20 protein-coding genes and 4 pseudogenes are annotated in these 21,798 nt (G+C 35.9%); 12 read left to right on the top strand and 12 right to left on the bottom strand.

The window, feature by feature from the left end; all coding sequences use genetic code 11:
• Positions 1-36: 36 nt before the first annotated feature.
• The 10 genes and pseudogenes from topA (at position 37) to DQN23_RS04345 (ending at position 11,744) form a co-directional block, all read left to right on the top strand.
• On the top strand, positions 37-2,175 hold the full coding sequence (topA, locus tag DQN23_RS04390) for a type I DNA topoisomerase (protein WP_111712800.1): 2,139 nt from the start codon (positions 37-39) through the stop codon (positions 2,173-2,175).
• A 143-nt stretch (positions 2,176-2,318) separates the two neighbouring features.
• Positions 2,319-2,983, top strand: a pseudogene (locus tag DQN23_RS04385) (SatD family protein).
• Positions 2,983-3,705: pseudogene (locus DQN23_RS04380) on the top strand (DUF3307 domain-containing protein). Before DQN23_RS04385 ends, DQN23_RS04380 begins: the two co-directional pseudogenes overlap by 1 nt.
• A 198-nt stretch (positions 3,706-3,903) precedes the next feature.
• Positions 3,904-5,241 (top strand): methylenetetrahydrofolate--tRNA-(uracil(54)-C(5))-methyltransferase (FADH(2)-oxidizing) TrmFO, encoded by a 1,338-nt coding sequence (gene trmFO, locus DQN23_RS04375; RefSeq protein WP_111712799.1) that lies wholly within the window; start codon positions 3,904-3,906, stop codon positions 5,239-5,241.
• A gap of 28 nt (positions 5,242-5,269) precedes the next feature.
• Positions 5,270-6,091: a sugar phosphate isomerase/epimerase family protein gene (locus DQN23_RS04370; RefSeq protein WP_020916727.1), complete on the top strand. Its 822-nt coding sequence runs from the start codon at positions 5,270-5,272 to the stop codon at positions 6,089-6,091.
• A gap of 451 nt (positions 6,092-6,542) precedes the next feature.
• On the top strand, positions 6,543-7,295 hold the full coding sequence (locus DQN23_RS04365) for an ABC transporter ATP-binding protein (RefSeq protein WP_020916726.1): 753 nt from the start codon (positions 6,543-6,545) through the stop codon (positions 7,293-7,295).
• A 1-nt stretch (position 7,296) separates the two neighbouring features.
• Positions 7,297-9,276, top strand: coding sequence for an FtsX-like permease family protein (locus DQN23_RS04360; RefSeq protein ID WP_111712798.1), 1,980 nt, complete (start codon positions 7,297-7,299; stop codon positions 9,274-9,276).
• Between the two features lie 103 nt (positions 9,277-9,379).
• Positions 9,380-10,042, top strand: a complete 663-nt coding sequence (locus DQN23_RS04355) for a DNA-binding response regulator (protein ID WP_020916724.1) — start codon at positions 9,380-9,382, stop codon at positions 10,040-10,042.
• Entirely contained in the window at positions 10,039-10,986 is a 948-nt protein-coding gene (locus DQN23_RS04350) for a sensor histidine kinase (RefSeq protein WP_020916723.1), read from the top strand. The genes DQN23_RS04355 and DQN23_RS04350 overlap by 4 nt, the downstream gene beginning before the upstream one ends.
• 77 nt (positions 10,987-11,063) lie before the next feature.
• Positions 11,064-11,744, top strand: a complete 681-nt coding sequence (locus tag DQN23_RS04345) for an XRE family transcriptional regulator (RefSeq protein ID WP_111712797.1) — start codon at positions 11,064-11,066, stop codon at positions 11,742-11,744.
• A gap of 107 nt (positions 11,745-11,851) precedes the next feature.
• On the opposite strand, the gene xerS is transcribed toward DQN23_RS04345, so the two are convergent.
• The 4 genes from xerS to DQN23_RS09265 all read right to left on the bottom strand — a co-directional run bounded on the left by xerS (position 11,852) and on the right by DQN23_RS09265 (position 14,273).
• Positions 11,852-12,922: a tyrosine recombinase XerS gene (xerS, locus tag DQN23_RS04340; protein WP_111712796.1), complete on the bottom strand. Its 1,071-nt coding sequence runs from the start codon at positions 12,920-12,922 to the stop codon at positions 11,852-11,854.
• A 527-nt stretch (positions 12,923-13,449) separates the two neighbouring features.
• Entirely contained in the window at positions 13,450-13,758 is a 309-nt protein-coding gene (locus tag DQN23_RS04335) for an ATP-binding cassette domain-containing protein (protein ID WP_061407755.1), read from the bottom strand.
• Between the two features lie 22 nt (positions 13,759-13,780).
• Positions 13,781-13,954, bottom strand: a complete 174-nt coding sequence (locus DQN23_RS09270; protein WP_004231642.1) for a hypothetical protein — start codon at positions 13,952-13,954, stop codon at positions 13,781-13,783.
• Between the two features lie 142 nt (positions 13,955-14,096).
• On the bottom strand, positions 14,097-14,273 hold the full coding sequence (locus DQN23_RS09265) for an energy-coupling factor transporter transmembrane protein EcfT (protein WP_233422901.1): 177 nt from the start codon (positions 14,271-14,273) through the stop codon (positions 14,097-14,099).
• A gap of 32 nt (positions 14,274-14,305) precedes the next feature.
• On the opposite strand from DQN23_RS09265, the gene DQN23_RS04325 reads away from it, so the two are divergent.
• Together DQN23_RS04325 and DQN23_RS04320 are read left to right on the top strand one after the other, a co-directional pair.
• The gene (locus DQN23_RS04325) at positions 14,306-14,431 is read left to right on the top strand and encodes a helix-turn-helix domain-containing protein (RefSeq protein WP_020916719.1); all 126 of its coding nucleotides are present in this window, start codon (positions 14,306-14,308) and stop codon (positions 14,429-14,431) included.
• 336 nt (positions 14,432-14,767) lie between these two features.
• Positions 14,768-15,433 (top strand): beta/alpha barrel domain-containing protein, encoded by a 666-nt coding sequence (locus DQN23_RS04320; RefSeq protein WP_111712795.1) that lies wholly within the window; start codon positions 14,768-14,770, stop codon positions 15,431-15,433.
• Between the two features lie 113 nt (positions 15,434-15,546).
• On the opposite strand, the gene DQN23_RS04315 is transcribed toward DQN23_RS04320, so the two are convergent.
• The 8 genes and pseudogenes from DQN23_RS04315 to DQN23_RS04285 form a co-directional block, all read right to left on the bottom strand.
• Positions 15,547-16,383, bottom strand: coding sequence for a VanW family protein (locus DQN23_RS04315; protein ID WP_020916717.1), 837 nt, complete (start codon positions 16,381-16,383; stop codon positions 15,547-15,549).
• Between the two features lie 4 nt (positions 16,384-16,387).
• Positions 16,388-16,930 carry a YqeG family HAD IIIA-type phosphatase gene (locus DQN23_RS04310; protein WP_020916716.1) on the bottom strand — a complete coding sequence of 181 codons (543 nt, stop codon included), beginning with the start codon at positions 16,928-16,930 and terminating at the stop codon, positions 16,388-16,390.
• A 251-nt stretch (positions 16,931-17,181) separates the two neighbouring features.
• Positions 17,182-17,403, bottom strand: a pseudogene (locus tag DQN23_RS09725) (DUF3307 domain-containing protein); the annotation flags it as partial.
• A 123-nt stretch (positions 17,404-17,526) separates the two neighbouring features.
• Positions 17,527-17,670, bottom strand: a pseudogene (locus DQN23_RS09720) (DUF3307 domain-containing protein); the annotation flags it as partial.
• Between the two features lie 9 nt (positions 17,671-17,679).
• Positions 17,680-19,245, bottom strand: coding sequence for a signal recognition particle protein (ffh, locus tag DQN23_RS04300; protein WP_061407748.1), 1,566 nt, complete (start codon positions 19,243-19,245; stop codon positions 17,680-17,682).
• 46 nt (positions 19,246-19,291) lie between these two features.
• Positions 19,292-19,624 carry a putative DNA-binding protein gene (locus tag DQN23_RS04295; protein WP_004231629.1) on the bottom strand — a complete coding sequence of 111 codons (333 nt, stop codon included), beginning with the start codon at positions 19,622-19,624 and terminating at the stop codon, positions 19,292-19,294.
• Between the two features lie 300 nt (positions 19,625-19,924).
• Positions 19,925-20,623 carry a GntR family transcriptional regulator gene (locus DQN23_RS04290; RefSeq protein WP_111712793.1) on the bottom strand — a complete coding sequence of 233 codons (699 nt, stop codon included), beginning with the start codon at positions 20,621-20,623 and terminating at the stop codon, positions 19,925-19,927.
• Positions 20,624-21,016: 393 nt separating this feature from the next.
• Entirely contained in the window at positions 21,017-21,787 is a 771-nt protein-coding gene (locus DQN23_RS04285; RefSeq protein WP_111712792.1) for a DUF4393 domain-containing protein, read from the bottom strand.
• Between the last annotated feature and the right edge of the window lie 11 nt (positions 21,788-21,798).

Raw genomic sequence — 21,798 nt, 5'->3', positions numbered from 1 at the left:
CATGTTATAAGTTTATTACTGATAGGAAGTGAGCTTATGGCAACGACTACTACAAAAGCCCAAACAGCTGTTAAAAAGACAAGTAAAAAAACAACAAAGAAAAAAACAGCTGCCAAGAAAAACTTGGTTATTGTGGAATCACCAGCTAAAGCAAAAACCATTGAAAAATATCTAGGACGCAACTACAAAGTTGTCGCTTCAGTTGGTCATATCCGTGATTTGAAAAAATCAAGCATGTCTATTGATTTTGAAAATAACTATAAACCGCAGTATATCAATATCCGTGGTAAAGGTCCTCTAATTAACGATTTGAAAAAAGAGGCTAAAAAATCTAAAAAAGTTTATCTTGCAAGTGACCCGGACCGTGAGGGAGAAGCTATTTCATGGCATTTGGCACACATTTTGGGACTTGACGAAAATGATAAAAACCGTGTTGTTTTCAATGAAATCACTAAAGATGCTGTTAAAAATGCCTTCGTTGAACCACGTCAGATTGACATGGATTTGGTAGATGCGCAACAAGCCCGTCGAGTTCTTGACCGTATTGTTGGTTATTCTATCTCACCATTGCTTTGGAAAAAAGTTAAAAAAGGTCTTTCTGCGGGTCGTGTTCAATCTGTCGCATTGAAACTCATTATCGACCGTGAAAATGAGATTAAAAACTTTAAACCTGAAGAATACTGGACGATTGATGGATTCTTCAAAAAAGGAACTAAGAAATTCCAAGCAGCCTTTTATGGCATTGATGGTAAAAAATTAAAACTCAACACTAACGAAGATGTGCAAGCAGTCCTTACCCGACTTACAAGTGATGAGTTTAACGTAGCAAAAGTTGAAAAGAAAGAGCGTCATCGTAACGCACCACTTCCATATACAACATCATCTCTTCAACAAGATGCTGCTAACAAAATTAACTTCCGTACACGTAAGACTATGATGGTTGCTCAACAGTTATACGAAGGGATTAACCTTGGCAAGAGCGGTACTCAAGGTTTGATTACTTATATGCGTACTGACTCTACACGTATCAGTCCTGTTGCGCAAAATGATGCTGCAGGTTTCATTACAGAACGTTTCGGCGAAAATTATTCTAAACACGGTAGCCGTGTGAAAAATGCTTCAGGTGCTCAAGATGCCCACGAGGCTATTCGCCCATCAAACGTTAACCTAACACCAGAATCTATCGCAAAACACTTAGACAAAGACCAATTGAAACTCTACACATTGATTTGGAATCGATTTGTCGCAAGTCAAATGACAGCTGCGGTGTTTGATACCATGAAAGTTAACTTGGAGCAAAATGGCGTTCGCTTCATAGCTAACGGTAGTAAAGTCAAATTTGACGGTTACTTAGCTGTCTATAATGATTCTGATAAGAATAAAATGTTGCCTGACATGGTTGAAGGTGATGTTGTTAAGAAAGTTTCAACAAACCCTGAACAACACTTCACTCAACCACCAGCACGTTATTCTGAAGCCACATTAATCAAAACGCTTGAAGAAAACGGTGTTGGACGTCCATCAACTTATGCACCAACACTTGATGTTATCCAAAGACGTTACTACGTTCGCTTGGTTTCAAAACGCTTCGAACCAACTGAATTGGGTGAAATCGTCAATAACTTGATTGTTGAATTCTTCCCTGATATCGTTGATGTCAAATTTACCGCTGATATGGAAGGTAAACTTGATGAAGTCGAAGAAGGAAAAGAACAATGGCAAAAAGTCATTGATGCTTTCTACAAACCATTTGAAAAAGAACTAGCAAAAGCAGAAACTGAAATTGAAAAAATTCAAATCAAAGATGAGCCTGCTGGTTTTGACTGTGACGTTTGTGGACACCCAATGGTAATCAAATTAGGACGCTACGGTAAATTCTACGCATGTAGTAATTTCCCAGAATGTCACAACACCAAAGCCATCACAAAAGAAATTGGTGTGACTTGTCCAATTTGTGGCGAAGGTCAAGTGATTGAACGTAAGACAAAACGTAATCGTCTTTTCTATGGCTGTGACCGATATCCTGAGTGTGAATTCACTTCATGGGACAAACCAGTCGGACGTTCTTGTCCAAAATGTGGTCAATTCCTCGTTGAGAAGAAAATTCGTGGCGGTGGTAAACAAGTCGTCTGCAGCAATGAAGAATGCGACTACGAAGAAGCAAAAGTTAAATAAATCCTTCAAACCTTGCAAATTTTCTTTGCGAGGTTTTTTTAGGTCAATTTTTATTGTCATTATAATAGACTTTTTAAATAATTTCCGTTATAACAGACTTTTTGAATAAGTCTGTTATAATAGACCTATAAGAGAGGTGGCCTATGAATTCTTTTGCATTAATTGGCGACATTATTGGTTCAAAAAAATCGATAATCGCTACCAAGTTCAAAAATCACTGGAATCTTGCTTAGCTGATTTGAACAATGAATTTCAAGCAGTTTTGGCATCCAAATTATCCATTACATTAGGCGATGAATTTCAAGGATTACTGAGTCTTGATGCTCCTTTATTTCAAATCATTGACCGTATCAATCTGGCCATGAAGCCTTACCAGGTGCGTTTTGGGATTGGAATGGGAAAAATTCTAACAGACATCAATCCCGAACAAAGTATTGGCGCTGATGGTCCAGCATACTGGCATGCCAGAAAAGCCATTAACTATATTCATCAAAAAAATGACTACGGTAATACACAAATTGCGGTTTCTTTTGATGATGAGAATCAAGTCAATATCCTTAATACCTTGATTGCAAGCAGCGAAGCTATTAAATCAGACTGGCGAGCAAGTCAAGAAATCATCTTAAAAGAGTTATTAGCACTTGGAATTTACAATGAGCAGTTCGATCAACAAATGCTTGCTAAACGCTTAGCATTAACGACCAGCGCCTTATCAAAACGTCTTAAAAGCAGCAATATTAAAGTATATCTTCGTGCACGAAAAACAGCTTTAAATTGTCTTAAACACTATGGAGAGGAGTTAGCTTAATGCCTATCACTGGACTTTCACAATATTTGACACAGCATCCTGTTTTGACCTTGTTGTTAATCTGTCATTTTTTATCTGATTTCCAACTGTAAAGTCAAAAGGTGGCTGACCGTAAAAATACTGATAAAAAGTACCTTTTGCTTCATCTTCTAGGAGTAGCTTTTCCTCTGATTTTACTAACTTGCTTTTTACCAAGTCTATGGTTGACGAGTCTGCTTATCTTACTTAGCCATGCTATCATTGATTTTGGAAAATCGAGTGTCGCTAACTGCCTTCATCTCAGTACTATGTGGACATTTTTAGCAGATCAGATGCTTCACTTAGTGATTATCGTTTTATTGACAGGGAGTATTTTTTGTCCTTATCTGACTGTCAATGCTGTAACTGCACAAGTTTTAAATCTGATTTTATTTCTTGTTCTCATCACTAAGCCAACAAATGTTGTTTTCAAGATTTTCTTTCAAAAATATCAGCCACAAGACAATCAAAAATTGGATACCATTCCAGGTGCAGGAGCAACCATCGGACTTTTAGAACGTGTTATCATGAGTATTTGCATCATCTTTAATCAATTTGCCTCAATCGGGCTGGTCTTTACAGCGAAATCGATTGCTCGCTACAATAAAATATCTGAAAGTCCTACTTTTGCAGAATACTACTTAATTGGATCACTTTTCAGCATATCTAGTGTTTTACTAGCTGCTTGGATTTGCCTTTTCTAACGATAAAAAAAGAAATTCGTTAAATTATTTACATAATTTTAGTTATGTCTATTGATTTAATATTTTATTTGTATTTCACTGATTTTATGTTATGATAGTCTGGTATCAAAAATAGAAAGATTCAGATATGGGCAAACTCCCACATCTGGAAAATGAGTTTTAAGCTTCTCTAAGCTCATTTTTGGAGGTATTAGTATATTGTCTCAATCATCATACATTAACGTTATTGGAGCTGGTTTAGCTGGCTCTGAAGCTGCTTATCAGATTGCTAAGCGCGGTATTCCAGTTAAACTTTATGAAATGCGTGGGGTTAAACCAACACCTCAGCATAAAACAGATAAATTCGCTGAACTTGTCTGCTCAAATTCGCTTCGTGGCGACAGTTTAACAAACGCTGTTGGTCTTTTGAAAGAAGAAATGCGCCGTTTGGATTCTGTTATCATGAAAGCCGCTGAAAGCACGCGCGTCCCTGCTGGTGGCGCTCTTGCGGTTGACCGCGACGGTTTCTCACAAATGGTAACTGACGAAGTCACAAACCACCCACTTATCGAAGTCATTCGCGAAGAAATCACTGAAATCCCAGACGATGCCATTACAGTTATCGCTAGTGGACCACTTACTTCAGATGCTTTAGCTGCAAAAATCCACGAATTAAACGGTGGTGACGGTTTCTATTTCTACGATGCAGCAGCACCGATTGTTGATAAAAGTTCTATCGACATGGACAAAATCTACCTAAAATCACGTTACGATAAAGGGGAAGCAGCTTATCTAAACTGTCCAATGACAAAAGAAGAATTCATGGCTTTCCATGAAGCACTTGTCAATGCTGAAGAAGCACCACTAAATTCATTTGAAAAAGAAAAATACTTCGAAGGTTGTATGCCAATCGAAGTCATGGCAAAACGAGGCATTAAAACATTGCTCTATGGTCCTATGAAACCTGTCGGACTAGAATACCCAGAAGATTACAAAGGACCACGTGATGGCGAGTTTAAAACACCTTATGCCGTTGTTCAATTGCGTCAAGACAATGCAGCTGGTAGCTTATTTAACATCGTTGGTTTCCAAACACACCTTAAATGGGGAGAACAAAAACGTGTGTTCCGTATGATTCCAGGCCTCGAAAATGCTGAATTTGTCCGCTACGGCGTTATGCACCGTAACTCATACATGGATTCACCAAACCTTTTGACAGAAACATTTGCTACACGTCAAAATCCAAATCTTTTCTTCGCTGGTCAAATGACTGGTGTTGAAGGTTATGTTGAATCTGCTGCATCAGGTCTTGTAGCTGGTATCAATGCTGTGCGTCGTTTCAAAGGCGAAGAACCTGTTATCTTCCCACAAACAACAGCTATTGGAGCTTTACCACACTACGTCACTCACGCTGAAAGCAAACATTTCCAACCAATGAACGTTAACTTTGGTATCGTTAAAGAACTCGAAGGACCACGTATCCGTGATAAAAAAGAACGTTACGAAAAAGTTGCTGAACGTGCTTTGAAAGACTTAGAAGAATACCTTAACGTTTAAACCTACTAATCAAAGAAGAGGTGACATCATGTTTCCAATTCAATTAGGATTAAAAGCTAGCTCTGCTCCAGAGCAAGTAGCTAGTCGTCTAAAATATCATCCAGATGTTTTTGAATTTTTTACAAGCGAAGTTGATTATACAGCTGATAGTTTAGAAAAACTTGAAGAAGCCATTCAAAAAGTCAAATCAAGTAGTGTAAAGACTATTGTTCTTCATCACCCTATGAAGTACCAAGGAAAGCGTTTGGAATTAGTAGCTCATCCAAAAAATAATGCTGAATTGGTTAACTTTATCGATTTTTCAACACAAAAATTACTTGATTTAGCAAAAAAATACGACTGTAAAGTGCTGGTTCACGGCTCTTACGAGTTAGAAGAAGCTGAACTATTAGAACCTTTTGCTTCAATCGAGGATGCTCGTCAGTATCTTTTCTCTCGCATGGATCACTTTTGTCATATTGGCAAAGACTATATCATGTTTGAAAATGGTATTTCAAAACTCTATTCATATGGAAATCCTGATTTTGATCACTTGCTTGCTGAAAAAGGTTATCCTCTAGCTTACGATATTTCACATGCTTTTATTTATCTTCACGGTGATAACGAGGCCCTTCAACAGTCTCTAAAGACTTTGAAGGATCATATCGTTCATTACCATTTAGTGGATTCTCTGGGAGAAACCCATGATAGCCTGACACTTGGTCACGGAAAAATTGATTGGGCGAAAGCTTTGCCACTCTTTAATGAGACAGCAAGTAGCATCTACGAAATTAACTTAAAAGACCTAACTAATCCAGTTGAACAGCTCGAAAGTCATGCTTACCTAAAACAGATTGCACAAAACTTGTAAGATAATATAAAACACAGAAGCAGTAGCTTCTGTGTTTTTCTTACATTTTTGTAAGGTTTCATCCCCAAAACTGTAAGAAAGAAAGAGCTGATTTCCGATAAACTAAAGATATCAATAAGAAAGGAGTAGCAGTATATGAAAGAAGAAATTAAACACTATCTTAGCCTATGGATTCATTTTTTCATTTGGATTGTATTGCTATTTCTGGGATCTATTGTTTATATCATCTCATATGCCTTTCGTATAACAAAGTAAAAGGAGGTGCTTAAAATGGTTGAATTATATAGTCTGATAAGCATTCTATTTATCATCATAGTAGGAGTAGCAAGCTTAGCTTTTTGGTACTGGAGCGGTAGAAGACTGCTAAAAAAGCGCTAAAAAGTTTTCAAAAGCAAAAAATTAACTAAGCATTTCTGAGCTTGAAAGGGTATAATGAAAAAAAGGAGAAATTATGTTACTGGAAATCAATCACCTCGAGAAAGTTTTTCGCACACGCTTTTCAAAAGAAGTGACACGAGCTTTGCAAGATGTCGACTTTAAGGTTGATGAAAATGAGTTCATCGCCATTATGGGAGAATCAGGATCAGGTAAAACAACCTTGCTAAATATCTTAGCAACACTAGAAAAGCCAACCAATGGATCAGTTATTTTAAACGGGGAAGAAATCACTAAAATCAAAGAAAGTAAACTTGCTGAATTCCGTTTGAAAAATCTCGGCTTTGTCTTTCAAGATTTTAACTTATTGGACACCCTATCAGTCAAGGATAATATTTTCTTGCCACTAGTACTTGGGCGCCTTCCTTATCAAGAAATGGAAAAACGTATTACAAGGCTAGCGCCAAAATTACACATTGAAGAGTTGCTAGAAAAACGTCCATTTGAACTTTCTGGTGGTCAAAAACAACGTGTTGCGATTGCTCGTAGTTTGATAACAAATCCGCAATTGCTTTTAGCTGATGAACCAACAGCAGCACTAGATTATCGCAATTCTGAAGATATCTTAAATCTTTTCGAAGACATTAACAGCTATGGTCAAACACTTCTTATGGTAACTCACTCAGCAAATGCAGCAAGTCATGCCAAACGTGTGTTGTTCATCAAAGACGGTCGTATTTTCCACCAAATTTACCGTGGCAATAAAACCAATCAAGAATTCAGTAAAGACATTTCACTTGCGATGACAGCCCTTCTAGGAGGTGAGTAAGATGTTCTATGCTAAATTAGCTTGGTCAAATTTGAAAAAGTCACTTGATATTTTTGGACCATTTTTACTTGCCAGTGTGGTACTTTTCGTCCTTGACTGTTCAACGTTATTGCTTATTTATAGTCCAGTATCAATGGAGATGCAGTACAGTAATACTGTTTTAGGACTTGCAATCGTTGTTCTGATGATTTTTACCGTCATCATGGAAATCTATAGTTATAATTTCTTGCTCAAGCAAAGAAGTAAAGAGTTTGGTCTTTACAATATCCTTGGAATGAACCGAAGTCAAGTTGGTCTGGTATCATCTATCGAATTAGCAATTATTTTTATAGGTGTTATCTTACTTGGTAGTGTGCTTTCCGCAGTCTTTTCACAAGTTTTTTACCTTATCTTTGTGAATCTTTTGCACTATAATAAATTCATTATTGGATTATCGCCGCTAGCATTTATTTTGGCATCAGTAGCCTTCGCCGCTATCTTTGCTTTGCTAGAAGTCATTAATATTGTTATCATTTATCGTTCATCACCTCTTGCTTTGTTTAAACGCCAAGAGAAAGGTGAAAAAGAACCTCGTGGTAATATTCTTTTTGCCCTACTAAGTCTTATCAGTCTTGGCTCAGGTTATTATCTATCTATTTCCTCTCAAACAGTTACTGTACTAGTTGTTGTCTATCGTTTCTTTATCGCAGTTGTTTTGGTAATTATTGGTACTTACCTCTTTTACGTTAGCTTTATGACTTGGTATCTTAAACGACGTCGTAAAAATAAAAACTATTTTTACAAACCAAAACACTTTGTGACAACATCGCAGATGATTTTCAGAATGAAAGAAAATGCTATCGGGCTTGCTAACATCACTTTGCTAGCTACAATGTCTTTTGTAACCATTGCCACAACATCAAGTTTGTATTTTAGTAGTCAGAAACAAGCAAATGAAATGTTTCCAAAAAATACAAAAATTACATTTGCTGATTATGGCTATACTGATCCAAATGCCAAAGTAGTCTCAGAAGGGGAGCTTAAGGAAAAATTCCAAGAGCAAGTTACAGACAAACTCAACAAGCCTGACGATGAATACATCATTTATCAAACTGTATCATCAATGTTTTCCATTCCAACTGGTAAATCACTGACATTGACCGATGATTTAGTCAAACATCCAGAAATTAATAAATTTGGCTCTATCTATCTTACAACACAAGATGTTATCAAATCTTTTGATAATGATATGCCTGACTTAGAAGATAATCAAGTTGCCTTTTACAAACAAAAAGGTGATAGCCAACTTGAAACATTGACTTTATTTGATAGAAAATTTGAAAACGTAAAAAACTTTAAGAACATTAACTTCCCTGAAATTAAAAATAGTTATAATCCTGGAGTTATTATCTTCAGTAATGATTCAGTCATGCAAGAAGTTATAAATCTTTTCAAAGAACATGAGTTGATGGCTCAACATTCTTATTCAGCCTTTGTTAACCTCTCACCAAACGAAGTCTCAACAATTAATAAATCAATTGATTCTGCTTCAAAAGATGACTCTATTCAGGGAGATGTTGAGACGAGAAAAGGATACATGGATACCCTATATACCGTTACAGGTGGTTTCCTCTTCACTGGATTCTTGCTTGGGCTTAGTTTCTTGCTTGGTGCAGCCTTGATTATTTACTACAAGCAACGTACCGAAGGAATTGAAGATAAAAAATCTTATAAGATTCTCCAAGAAGTCGGCATGAGTAAAGAAGCTGTCAAACAGGCTATTAACTCACAAACATTGCTAATGTTCTTTATGCCACTCGGCTTTGCTATTGTCCACTTTATTGTCGCCTTAACTATGTTAAAACAAATGCTTTTACTCTTTGGAGTAGAAGGATCAGGTACACTGATTATCAGTGGTATTACAATATTTTGTATCATTATCATTTACTTCTTTATCTACAAATTAACTAGTCGAACTTACTACAAGATTATCGAACGTTAATAAAAAACTACTTTCTTTAACAAGACAAAACTACATACAATTATTTTGATAAGAAACTCAGCTGAAAATGGTCGTAAAGACCATTTTTTGCTAAAATGAAACTATGAAACAAGGAAAAATTTATATCGTAGAAGATGACAATACCATTGTATCCTTATTAAAACAGCATTTAAGCAAAGTTTATGATGTCTATAGTGTTAATAATTTTCGTGCGATTAAGCAAGAAATCGAAGAAATCACCCCGGATTTGATTCTAATGGATATCACTTTGCCCTATTTTAATGGTTTCTATTGGACGACTGAGATTCGTAAAACCATGACCTTGCCAATCATATTTATTTCATCCAGTGATGATGAAATGGATACCGTCATGGCATTGAATATGGGAGGAGATGATTTCATTTCTAAACCCTTCTCATTAGCCATCTTAGATGCTAAGATATCAGCTTTTTTGCGCAGAGCTTATCAATTCACTTCTGACAGTTATCAACTCGATGAATTTTCGTTATCCCGTGAAGGAATTCTATCAAATGGGAGTAAGCAAATTAATCTTTCTCCGACTGAAAACAAAATCCTTAGCATTTTATTTGAACACCAAAATCAAGTGGTGCCAAAGGAAGAGCTGCTAGAGAAATTGTGGGAAAATGAAAGTTTTATTGACCAAAACACCTTAAGTGTCAACATGACTCGTTTGCGCAAAAAAGTACAACCATTAGGATTTGATCGCATTCATACCGTGAGAGGAGTCGGCTATCTTCTAAAATGATACGACAATTTTTTAAAGAATTTGGTATTTGGTACCTTACCTATGCCATATTGACCATTTCATTTTTACTGACCTTTATGTTATTCCACTTGCCCGTAACTTACTTCAGAATAAGCTTTAGCATTAGTATCACAATACTAATTTTCATTAGCATTTGGCAGTACTTCAAATTTAAAAAGAAACAGATAATTTTACAACAATTTATTTATGTAAAAGAATTAGATGACTTCAATCTCCCATCAGAAAAAGCTTTTAAAGCTATTATTTGTAAACAAAAAGAAGCGCATGCCAGCGATGTTCTAGCTATTCAGACACAGATGGAAGATACTCAGAATCTCATCAAAATGTGGTCTCACCAAATGAAAGTTCCTCTATCAGCTTTATCATTGATGGCACAGACTAATCAACTTGAATCAAAAGAAGTCGAACAACAACTAAATCGTCTTCAAAACTATTTAGACACCCTATTAAATTATTTAAAATTCAGTCAAAATAAAGATGATTTTCGTTTTGAAAGACTGTCCGTCAAGGAGATTACAATCTCAATTATCAAAAAATACCGCATTCCTTGTTTGTTAAAACACCTCTCTGTTGAGGTGACAGGTGATTGGGAACTCAAGTCTGATAAAAAATGGGTGACCTTCGCACTGACACAAATAATTGATAATGCCATTAAGTATTCGAAAGATAACGGCAAAATCATCATCCGCATTTCTCAAGCTAGTATTGAAATATCAGATGATGGTAGTGGAATACTAGAAGAAGATTTGCCACGGATTTTTGAAGAAGGCTTTACTGGTTTTAACGGGCACGAACACCAAAAAGCTACAGGATTGGGACTTTACATGACAAAACAAGTTCTAGATAGCCTTAGTCTCGATATCAATATTCAAAGCCAAATTGATCAAGGAACGCACGTGTTAATCACTCCGAAAAAACGTTAAGCAAGAAGATTTTGTCTTGCTTTTTTCTGATTATTTTTTATAGTGTTGTTAGTTTATAAACTAACAGAAAGGAACTTATGTTTTCTGGAGAAAAATTAAAAAAGATACGACAAGAAAAAGGTTATTCGCAAGCTGATTTAGCGAAGTTATTACAGTTATCAAGAGCTTCGTATTTTAATTGGGAGAACGGAAAAACAAAACCCAACCAAAAAAATTTAAAGCAACTAAGTCAGATTTTTAAAGTTGATCCAACGTATTTTCTTTCTGAACATGATATCGTTAATATCTTCTTAAAACTTAATCCTGACAACCAAGTTAAACTAGAAAATTACGCTGAAGAACTACTCAAAGAACAAGAAATCATCAAACCTTTACCAAAACTTTATGCCTATAAGGTCTTCGAAAAATTATCTGCAGGTACTGGTTATTCTTATTTTGGGGATGGCAATTACGATACCGTCTTTTACGATGAGCAACTAGATTATAACTTTGCCTCTTGGGTATTTAGTGATTCAATGGAACCAACTTATCTTAATGAAGAAGTCGTTGTCATCAAACAAACAGGATTTGATTACGATGGTGCCATTTATGCGGTTGATTGGGATGGGCAAACCTATATCAAAAAAGTTTACCGTGAAGAAGAGGGTTTGCGTTTGGTTTCTCTTAATAATCATTACGCTGATAAATTCGCTCCATACGATGAAAATCCACATATTATTGGAAAAATCATTGGAAACTTTAAACCTTTAGAAGTTTAATCTTAGAAACGTAATATTATTTATGTAAAATAAAGATTTTACTATCTTTGAAATTAAAGCTTATATATAAAAATCTGGACTCATTACAGTACAGTCCAGATTACTTTTTACAATTTATCAAGGGCATTCTTTTGTTCATCGTTAACGATGTGGGTATATAAGTCAGTTACCTGGGTGCTAGCATGTCCCAATTGGTGGCTGACCAAAACTTGAGATTTAGTAGCGCCATACAATCGCGTTGCTAGAGTGTGACGGAGCTTGTGGGGTGTCACTCGAACTTTAAAGTCTTGTGAGTATTTGGCTACTAATTTTTCGATACTTGATGCATCGATACGATTTGGAACACCACGGTATTCCGTTAAAAATAAAGCCTGATCTTGTTTTTCTGCTTTATAGCGTGGCGCTCGAATTTTTAAATACTCCTCAAGGTAAGGTTTGGCAAAAGCAGCAATATTCACAGAATCGCGTTTACCCCCCTTACGAGTGACTTCGATAACCATCATATTCAGATGTAAATCCTTCAAATCAAGATTAACAGCCTCAGAAAGACGAACACCAGAGGCAAGAAGAAGGGCGATAATTGCCAAATCTCGCTCCTTGTTCTTCTGGAAGGAGGAGAGGGCACGGTGAGAGAGCTTATTTTGGTACTCTTTATCGATATACTCGATAAAGGCCATTGTTTCATCACCTAAGAAGAGCTTTCCTTTAATATTTTCAGCGCGAGCTGCCAGGGTTTCTTTCTTTTTCTTCGTTGATATCTTTTTCATGACATTTCGATAGAAGTAGGGGTCACCATTTTCATCCTCGACCTCTTCTGTCAGGTACTTAAATAAGCTCGAAAGTGCTGATAAGGTACGATTGATAGTGGTTTGTGAAACTCCTTGATTGGTTGAATAGGTATTTAACGAAGGACGTTCACGAAGATAAAGAACGAAGGATTCCATATCTTTTTTAGACAAATGCTCTAAAGTCGTTAACTCAACATCAGCAATTTTTTTAGCATTTGAAATACCAGATTCAAGAATCCATTCGAAAAATCGTCTATATTCTTTGAGGTATTCGTACAAGGTTGTAAAACTGTAGGGTACAGAAAGTTTTGATTGGTAATAGTCTAGGACATACCAAGGCATGATTGTTTTAAGTTCATCAATTTTTTCGAGTAATTTTTCACGTTTCATCTATAAATCTCCCTAAATGTCTTTATAATAGTAGTTTATCATAGACCGATTTGTTTTTCAAGAAAATTACAGTTTTTCGGAAAGATGTAATGAGAAATTTTAGAAATAAGTACTTTATATTGATTTTTTATATTTGTCTCAAACACTTGATTTTATGCTTTTTTTCACTAATTAGATTTTTTAGGACTACTTGTTCTTCAATTCCCTTATTTAAAAAATCTTTTTTTTCGAAAAATTTTTCTTTTTTATCTTTTTTAAGTGATAAATAAATTACACAGGAAAATCTCAATCTGAATTTTGATATTCATCATTTTTTACATAAATCCTTATTTTATCTACTTTTAGGTGATTTTCAATAAATTTTCATTATTATTTACTAATAAACAGACTTTTTGATTACTTTTTAGGAAAACTGTCATATTACTGTCTAAAACATCTTCTATTTTTATCCCTTTTCTGTTTTTTAGACATTGTAAACGGATACAAATATACAAACTCCATATTTTCAAATGCGGAGTTCTTTTTTATTAGACAAATTCGATGATTTTGCCTTTACAATTCTTGATTAACTCGTAATCATGAGTAACTATAATTATTATTTTTTCGTTTGGTACCATTTGCTGTAAAATATCAATCATGTTAATCATTTGTCCTCGACACAAGCCACTTTTAGGTTCATCTAAGATAATGATTGGTTTATCAGATACTTTAGCCATGGACAAAAGCAAACGCTTTTTTTCACCACCTGATAAAGTAAAAATATCACGGTCAAGCAAACTTTTTCCATCATAAGTCATATCACCAGATAACTTAGCTGTTTGAAAATAAAGAATCACTCCATTAATAACCTTTAAAAGACTACTTTTCCCGCAACCTGAACTGCCCTGTTAAAACAGAAATTTCTCCTGGTTTAAAACTGAGATTGATATCTTCTAAAATGGAATTATCATAAGTAAGTGAAAAAGTTTGAATTTTAGCATCATTTAACTCCAAATCATCAAAACTAGGATAACCAACATAAACAGCATCCAAAAATAGTCAAGTAAACTCAAACGAGGTCTTGAAATACTAGACCTTGCTTGACCAACAGCTATTCCTCTGGTCATCGCTGAAATAGACATGTCATCTGCTGTTCGGGATAAACACATCAAGAGCGGAACAAACCGGTATTCTATCATGCGTAAAGGATGATGAAAAAATGATTGGTCACTAAACCTTGTAAATACATAGCTTCTTTGATCTGCTGATAATCTTCTTTTAGCGTATAAAAAAATCGAAACATGACTGACAAAGGTATGATTAAACTATCAAGAAATTTCATTTTCTTTAAAGATGCCACTAAATCACTCATAGCTCAAAACTGCCTTTAAAACCAAATACTATATGACAATAACCGAATATATTCAAAAACGTCGTATGGCACTAGCAGAGCAGCTCTTAATGACAACTCAACTTGAAACCAAAGAGGTGGCTATTGCCGTTGGCTACACTTCACATAGCCGATTTTAAAGCTTATTTTAAAAGTATGTTGGCGTTTACCCACACGATATTAAAAAACAACCTAAAAATAAAGAAAAAGGCCCATGTCACAACTGCCTCAATAAACTCTGTGACGTAAAGAAAGCCACCGAAAATGGCTCTATAATTTCTGTAGTGGGTAATTCCACTTTGGAGATTAGTAGAAAATTTATTAATCCTTAACCCAAGTTTCTCCTGATTGTAAATAAATTCTACCCATTATTTTAATTTGAAAATTGTCAGGAAATTTCCAAGAGTTATATTGATAGAAATATTACATAGTATTATAATTGATTATGATTTATTTTGAAAGGGTATGTATTTATTGTGGAACATTCTGAATTAATTGTTATGCTGACACATAACGACCTAACGGTCTTAAATGCTGCAGAGATTTTTGATCAATGTAAAAACTCAAAAGCTCAATATTGGGGGTTTAAAGAGGAGCCACTTCCCTTAGAGGAAATGAAAAAGCTATTTAGCTACATGAAAGCTTGTGGTAAAACTACGTTTTTAGAGGTTGTCGCCTACAGTGAGGAGGAAGGCTTAGAGGGTGCAAAATTAGCGCATGAATGTTGCTGTGATATTTTGATGGGTACTATTTTCAGCGACAAAATAAACAAATTTTGCCAGGAAAATAAGATGAAGTATATGCCATTTTTAGGTAATATTACAGGACGTCCATCTGTTTTGGAAGGTTCAATCGATAGTTTCATTGATGAAGCAAATCAGTATTTGGCTAAGGGTATATTTGGATTTGATTTATTGGGTTATCGCTATACTGGTGATGCAGAATTGCTAAACAAGACTGTTGTAGAATCAGTTGATGCACCAGTTTGTTTGGCTGGTAGCGTCGATAGTTTTGAAAAATTGGACCATATCAAAGAGATTAAACCCTGGGCTTTTACAATCGGGAGTGCCTTCTTTGAGAAGAAATTTGGCGATGATTTTGCTGAGCAAATTGATATCGTCTGTGACTATATGGACAACTGATGCCAACTGATTATGTTTTGTTACTGCCGTAAAATGCCTTGAGTTCCCCAAGTTTTAAAAGACAAAAAGAAGACCTAATACCTTGGATTTTAGGTATTAGGTCTTCTTTTGAATTATGATCGAATCATTTCTGCAGGGATAAGTTTTGGATCAAACATAATTTGTGATTTATTATCCCAAATTAATTCTTTAGCAGTTACTTCTTCAGATTTTTTATCGATAGTTTGACGATAAATTTGTGAGCGACGATAATATTTATCGTTTTTGCGAATAACATGATGATCTTCTTCTAACAGTTCGTAACGGTTATCAAACGGTTTCTCGCTACGTAATTCTGCTTCTAGTGTCTCACCTTGGACAGACATACAGATCTGAATTGTTTGGTCAGTTGAGTTTTTGAATCGGTAATCAACATAATTATAAGCAACTGATGTCCCATTAGCAAATGGGACACGATGATCAAAGTCTGCAGCTAAGGCATCTGAGTGTGTATTTAGTTCTGTAATTTCAAGAGGGCTATGTAAAATCAGTAAATTGAGCGTATTTGCTAAGTTACAAAGTCCCCCACCTGTTTCAGCTTCTACACTATCGCCAATGATGACACGACCATCCATATAGCCTTTTTTCTCATTGATCTTGCCGACAAGATGCCAAAAAGAGAACTCCTCTCCAGGTTCCATAATAATTTTATCCATGGTTCGTGAAGCAATATCGATATTATGGGCTTTATTATATTGTAGTTCTGGGTCAATACCAGGTCCTTTTTTGATAAGATTGGATTGGTGAACTGAGACAACATTGGGGAGTAATTGATCAGATTTTGTTGTGGCAAAAACTTTCTTTTCCCTAGCATTCTTGAGGTGGCGTTTGAAGATTTCCTTATATACCGAAATTTTATACGTCGTTGGGCTTATTTCACTAAACAATAAATCTTTATTCCAAAATACCATATTTTTAATGCTCCCTTACCTTGGTGATAGTGCCTAAGCGATTATAGTAACGCTTGCTCTTAACATATACTTTAAGAAAAAGCGATTCTAGCTTGCGCTTTTTTCCGATATTGATTTCGTGAGGGTGTCGCAAAAATTTCACTAGGATGCTTGCTATACCAACACGATTAGCTCCTAAGACATCCGTAAAAATTTGATCACCGATAAAGATAATGCATTCCTTAGGCAAGCTAAGTTGTTTAATAGCGCTTAGGTACTGGTCAGGTCTGGGCTTGTCTGCCAGTCCGATAAATCCAGTATCATTGATATTGGTCAAAAATGCTTCAATCCGCTCTGGACTATTATTTGATAAGATGAAGGTCTTAAAGCCAATAGTCTGGAGTGTTTTGAATAGGTCTTCTACCTCTGGTGTTGCTTCTTCACCATGTTGAACGAGTGTTTGATCAATATCGAAGATGATTGCCCTAAAGCCTTTATCGTATAATTTCTGATAATCGATCACAAAGACATCTTCAACATAATTGTAAGGAAATAATGCTTTCAGCATTTGGATAAATTCTTTCTAAATAGGAATATTACTCTAATAGTCTATCAGATAATATTAGAATTGTCTATATTATTTAGATGCCGTTTAAAGTAAAGAAAAGGATGTTTACCATCCATTTGTTATGCTTAGGATTCCGTTTTCTCGATTTTTAGATAAACCGATTCAGAAAGAATAGCCACTATTATTGGGAGCTTGTATAAATATGAAAAACGAGGTTGGAATACCTTTAAAGACCGACCTCATTTTGAATATTAAAAGATTAATAAAGCGTAGGTTACCAAGACACTGATCATGCTAAATAAGGATCCGATGAGGTAATATTCTGCAAAGCCTTGATTTTTGGAAATCATATCGTAACGGGCAATGGATTTTGCGGTAAAAACGAGAGCTATAGCCGCATACTGCCCGAGAATGAGAAAGATTCCGATGATGAGCCTTTCTAAATTTCCCACCATGGCGCCAGCACCTGAGATGCTGCTGGTATCTTCAAGCTCTACTTGGTAGCGTTCAAAATAGAGCTTGAAAATGATATTGATAGGCTTTGTAATGATTAAGAAAAATAAAGCTAGAATAAGCCAATTGGGATTGAGGATCAGCTGGGTTTGCTGAGGTGAGATAGCTAGATAGATTCCGATAATGGCTAGGTAATGACAGAATTGATCGACCGTAAAGAGGTAAGCTGGCCACCTACCGTTTGTAAATTTGGGGGCTAAGAAAAATTTAGCATAGTCGATTAGCATATGAAGTTCTTACTTCTTCCCGCGTTTTTTCTTAGCTTTTTTCATTTTGTTTGCCATGCGTTTCATTGATTGTTTCATAGCAAATTCACCAATTTTACCTTTGAATCCGCCACCCATCATTTGGCTAAGATCCATGTCTCCACCAAGCGCTGATAGGTCTGGCATACCATTTCCACCCATCATGCCTTCAAGCGATGACATATCCATACCATTTGGCATGTTTTTAGGAAGGTTATTTGGATTGATTCCCATTTTTTTCATCATTTTTTCCATGTCACCAGACATAACACCTTGCATCATTTGTTTTGCTTGGTTGAAATCTTTGATGAATTTGTTGACATCAACAAAGCTGTTACCTGAACCAGCTGCAATACGACGACGACGGCTAGGTGTTAGCAAATCAGGATTTTCACGTTCTTCAGGTGTCATTGATGACACGATAGCACGTTTACGAGCGACAGCTTTTTCATCGACTTTAAAGTTTTTAAGTGCAGGGTTATTAGCCATACCAGGAACCATCTTAAGAAGATCTTCCATTGGTCCCATATTTTGCACTTGGTCAAGTTGTTCGATGAAATCGTTAAAGTCAAAGGTGTTTTCACGCATTTTTTCAGCGAGTTCCATTGAACGTTTTTCATCGTATTCTTGACTTGCTTTTTCGATCAATGTGAGCAAATCACCCATGCCAAGGATACGGCTTGACATACGGTCTGGGTGGAAGGTTTCGATATCAGTGATTTTTTCACCAGTACCAGTGAATTTGATTGGTTTACCAGTGATTTCGCGGATAGAAAGTGCCGCACCACCACGTGTATCACCATCAATCTTAGTCAAGACAACCCCAGTGATATCCAATTGTTTGTTGAATTCGTCAGCGACATTAGCAGCTTCTTGACCAATCATGCTATCAACAACCAAAAGAATTTCATTTGGTTTAGCAAGAGCTTTAACATCACGAAGTTCTTGCATCAAAGCTTCATCGATTTGCAGACGACCAGCTGTATCGATGATAACGTAGTCGTTGTGGTTTTCTTTGGCTTGTGCAAGACCGTTTGTTACGATTTCAACGGCTGAGTGGTCAGTTCCCATATCAAAGACTGGAACATTAATTTGGCTACCAAGAGTCTTCAATTGGTCGATGGCTGCTGGACGATAGATATCAGCCGCAATCATCATTGGACGTGCATTTTCTTCTTTAATCAGCTTGTTAGCCAATTTACCAGCAAATGTCGTTTTACCAGCACCTTGAAGACCGACCATCATAATGATTGTAGGAATTTTAGGTGATTTTTCAAGCTCAGCTGTTTCAGAACCAAGGATTTCTGTTAATTCTTCGTTAACGATTTTAACGATTTGTTGTGTTGGGTCGAGCGTATCAATGATTTCATGACCAACAGCACGTTCACGAACACGTTTGATAAATGTCTTAACGACCGGAAGAGCAACGTCAGCTTCAAGCAAAGCTAAGCGAATCTCCTTGGTTACTTCTTGAACATCTTTTTCAGATAGCTTTTTCTTTCCGCGAATATTTTTAAAAACCCCTTGCAGGCGTTCTGTCAAACTTTCAAAAGCCATAATAAATTCTCCTACCTAAATCTATAAATTATCAATTATCTGTAAATTAATCTCGGTTATCAATACTGCTCAAAATGGCAATCTTTTCTTTCAAGAAATCATCTGATGGGTATTTATCCAAAATCTCATCAAAAATCTGACTGCGAACAATATAATCCGAATACATGTGCAGCTTCATCTCATAAGCTTCTAAAATCTTTTCAGTACGTTTGATATTATCATAAACTGCCTGACGGCTAACACCGAATTCCTCAGCAATCTCAGCCAAGCTATAGTCATCCGCATAATACAGTTCGATATAATTCATCTGCTTATCTGTCAAAAGCGCAGCATAAAACTCAAAAAGAGCATTCATACGATTGGTTTTTTCAATTTCCATAGCCTTTATTTTACCATATTTTGCCTAATTTTAATAGTCAGAATTGGTTAATCACATCCAATAAGTCATAAAAGTCGTAAGTGATATCAGTTTAGAAGCAAAAATTAGTGTAACTTTCTTTAAAATGATACAATAAAGCAAGGTTGAGACTGAGTTTAAATCGGTGACGATTTATCCAAAGAGTGCATTTGCACTAGGTAGAGGTGCTGCCGCCTCGATTTTTTCAAGGAAAATCCCCGAGGGTTCTCAACCTTTTTATATTTGATGACAAAAGAGAGCAAGAAAACTTGCTCTCTTATTTTAATTATTCTCCAAATAAAATTCGAAGCGGTCGCCGACATACTGACTGTGTACGTACTCAAATGGTCGGCCGTCTGTGAAATATGAGACCTGTGTCAAAGCCAGCACGGCATGATTTTTCGGAACCTTAAGGTAGTTAGCCACGCGCTCACTCGCATTTTTGGCATAAATGGTTTGCTGACTCTTACCAATCTCATAACCGTTATCCGTCAAAGTCTGGAAGAAATGCTCCGCGATATCCTCACGCTTAAACTCACGAATCAACTTCTCTGGGATTGACGCCACCTCAAAAACAAGTGGCATATTATCCGCATAACGCACGCGCTCCATACGAACCACATAATCACTAGTTTTCAGTTGCAACTGCTGAATCTCAGTCTCATTGGCAGGCTTACGCTGATAAGAAACCACCTGAGATGACGGGGTCTTGCCTTGCGAACGCACAATCTCTGTGAAACTCGTTGTCCCGCGCATCTTCTCTTGCACACGATGACTCGCCACATAAGTCCCGCTACCCACACGGCGCTCAAGAATCCCTTCTTCCACCAAAAGCGTAATCGCCTGACGAAGTGTCATACGACTCACCTCGTAGTCATCTGCCAAATCACGCTCACTCGGCAAACGCTGACTAATCTCCCAAAAACCATCGTCAATCTTTTTCTTTAACGCATCATGAATTCTAATATACGCTGGAATCATAACCTCTACTCCCGTTCTGTTCTAAATAACTTAGCTCTATTTTAGCATAAAATCAAGGAAGTTTTTAGTCACGGTATGATTTCTTTTGGAAAATAGCGGGGCTGTAAAGAAGATTTTGAGAGAATAATGCTTGTTTGAATTTTTTTGTGAGTTTGGAGAAAATTAGCTAGCGCTGGAAAAATTGGGGCGAGAGAATGGTGAGTTTTTCAGTGTTAATATTTAAACCCATAATAAGTACCTCTTTTATAATATACCATATGATGACTATAAAAGAAAAAGTACTAACTACCAAGTTAGTACTTTTCTATATAGTTGATTACATCGTTTACGAGTATAAATTATAATTTGGAGTAATTTCATTCATATTAAATTAGAACCTCCGTTAGTATATTTTTAATAGTACCTTATATCATCATCCAAACAGACTTCATAAAATGACCGTGATAATGCATTGGTATTTACAAAACTTTTATCTTCATGAAGTTCATTTTGTGGATATTTTTCTTTTAATTCTTGACAAACTTTTTTATATCCCTTTGACTCACGAACAATATTATATACATCACCAAGAGAATAAGCCTTTTTATTAGGGATTTCAATCAATCCTAGTCTTTGAAGATTTGATAGTGAAACATTAGACTCATTATAATTGTTTTTCCAATTAAGATTGTAATGATAGTCGTTATTACCTATATCTTGAACAACAGACAAATGAATTATAGGAGAATATTCACGTTCCATGATTTCTTTAAATAGAAGGGCATCATTTGGGCTTAATTGTTTGATTATTTCTACAAATGATGGATGAACTTTACTTTGTTCTGACTTTAACATAGCTCTAGCTAATAGATTGGCATACATATTCTTCAATTGCTCATTATCCATTGAATATGATATTGCTTCTAAAGCCGGAACTGCGATATATGGCTCTGGAGTAGTTAATTTATCTTCAGGAATATTTTTTATTTTTTCCGCTAAAATAACCTTCGTTTTCTCTAAATTATAATCTCTTTTTTCTAACCAAATATCAATACCTTGAAAACAAGTGTTAATAATTTTAAGAGGTCTTACTAAAAGCTTTCCAGCTTCTTGAACACTCGGCTTCAACCCATCTTTATAAACCTCTGAAGCTACTCCTTTAGCTAATTCTAACATTGGATCCATTCAATATCCTC

Source organism: Streptococcus lutetiensis, from assembly GCF_900475675.1.
GTDB classification, from domain to species: Bacteria; Bacillota; Bacilli; order Lactobacillales; family Streptococcaceae; genus Streptococcus; species Streptococcus lutetiensis.
Note: the sequence above shows the minus strand (reverse complement) of the source record. Positions and strands in the feature narration are given on the sequence as shown.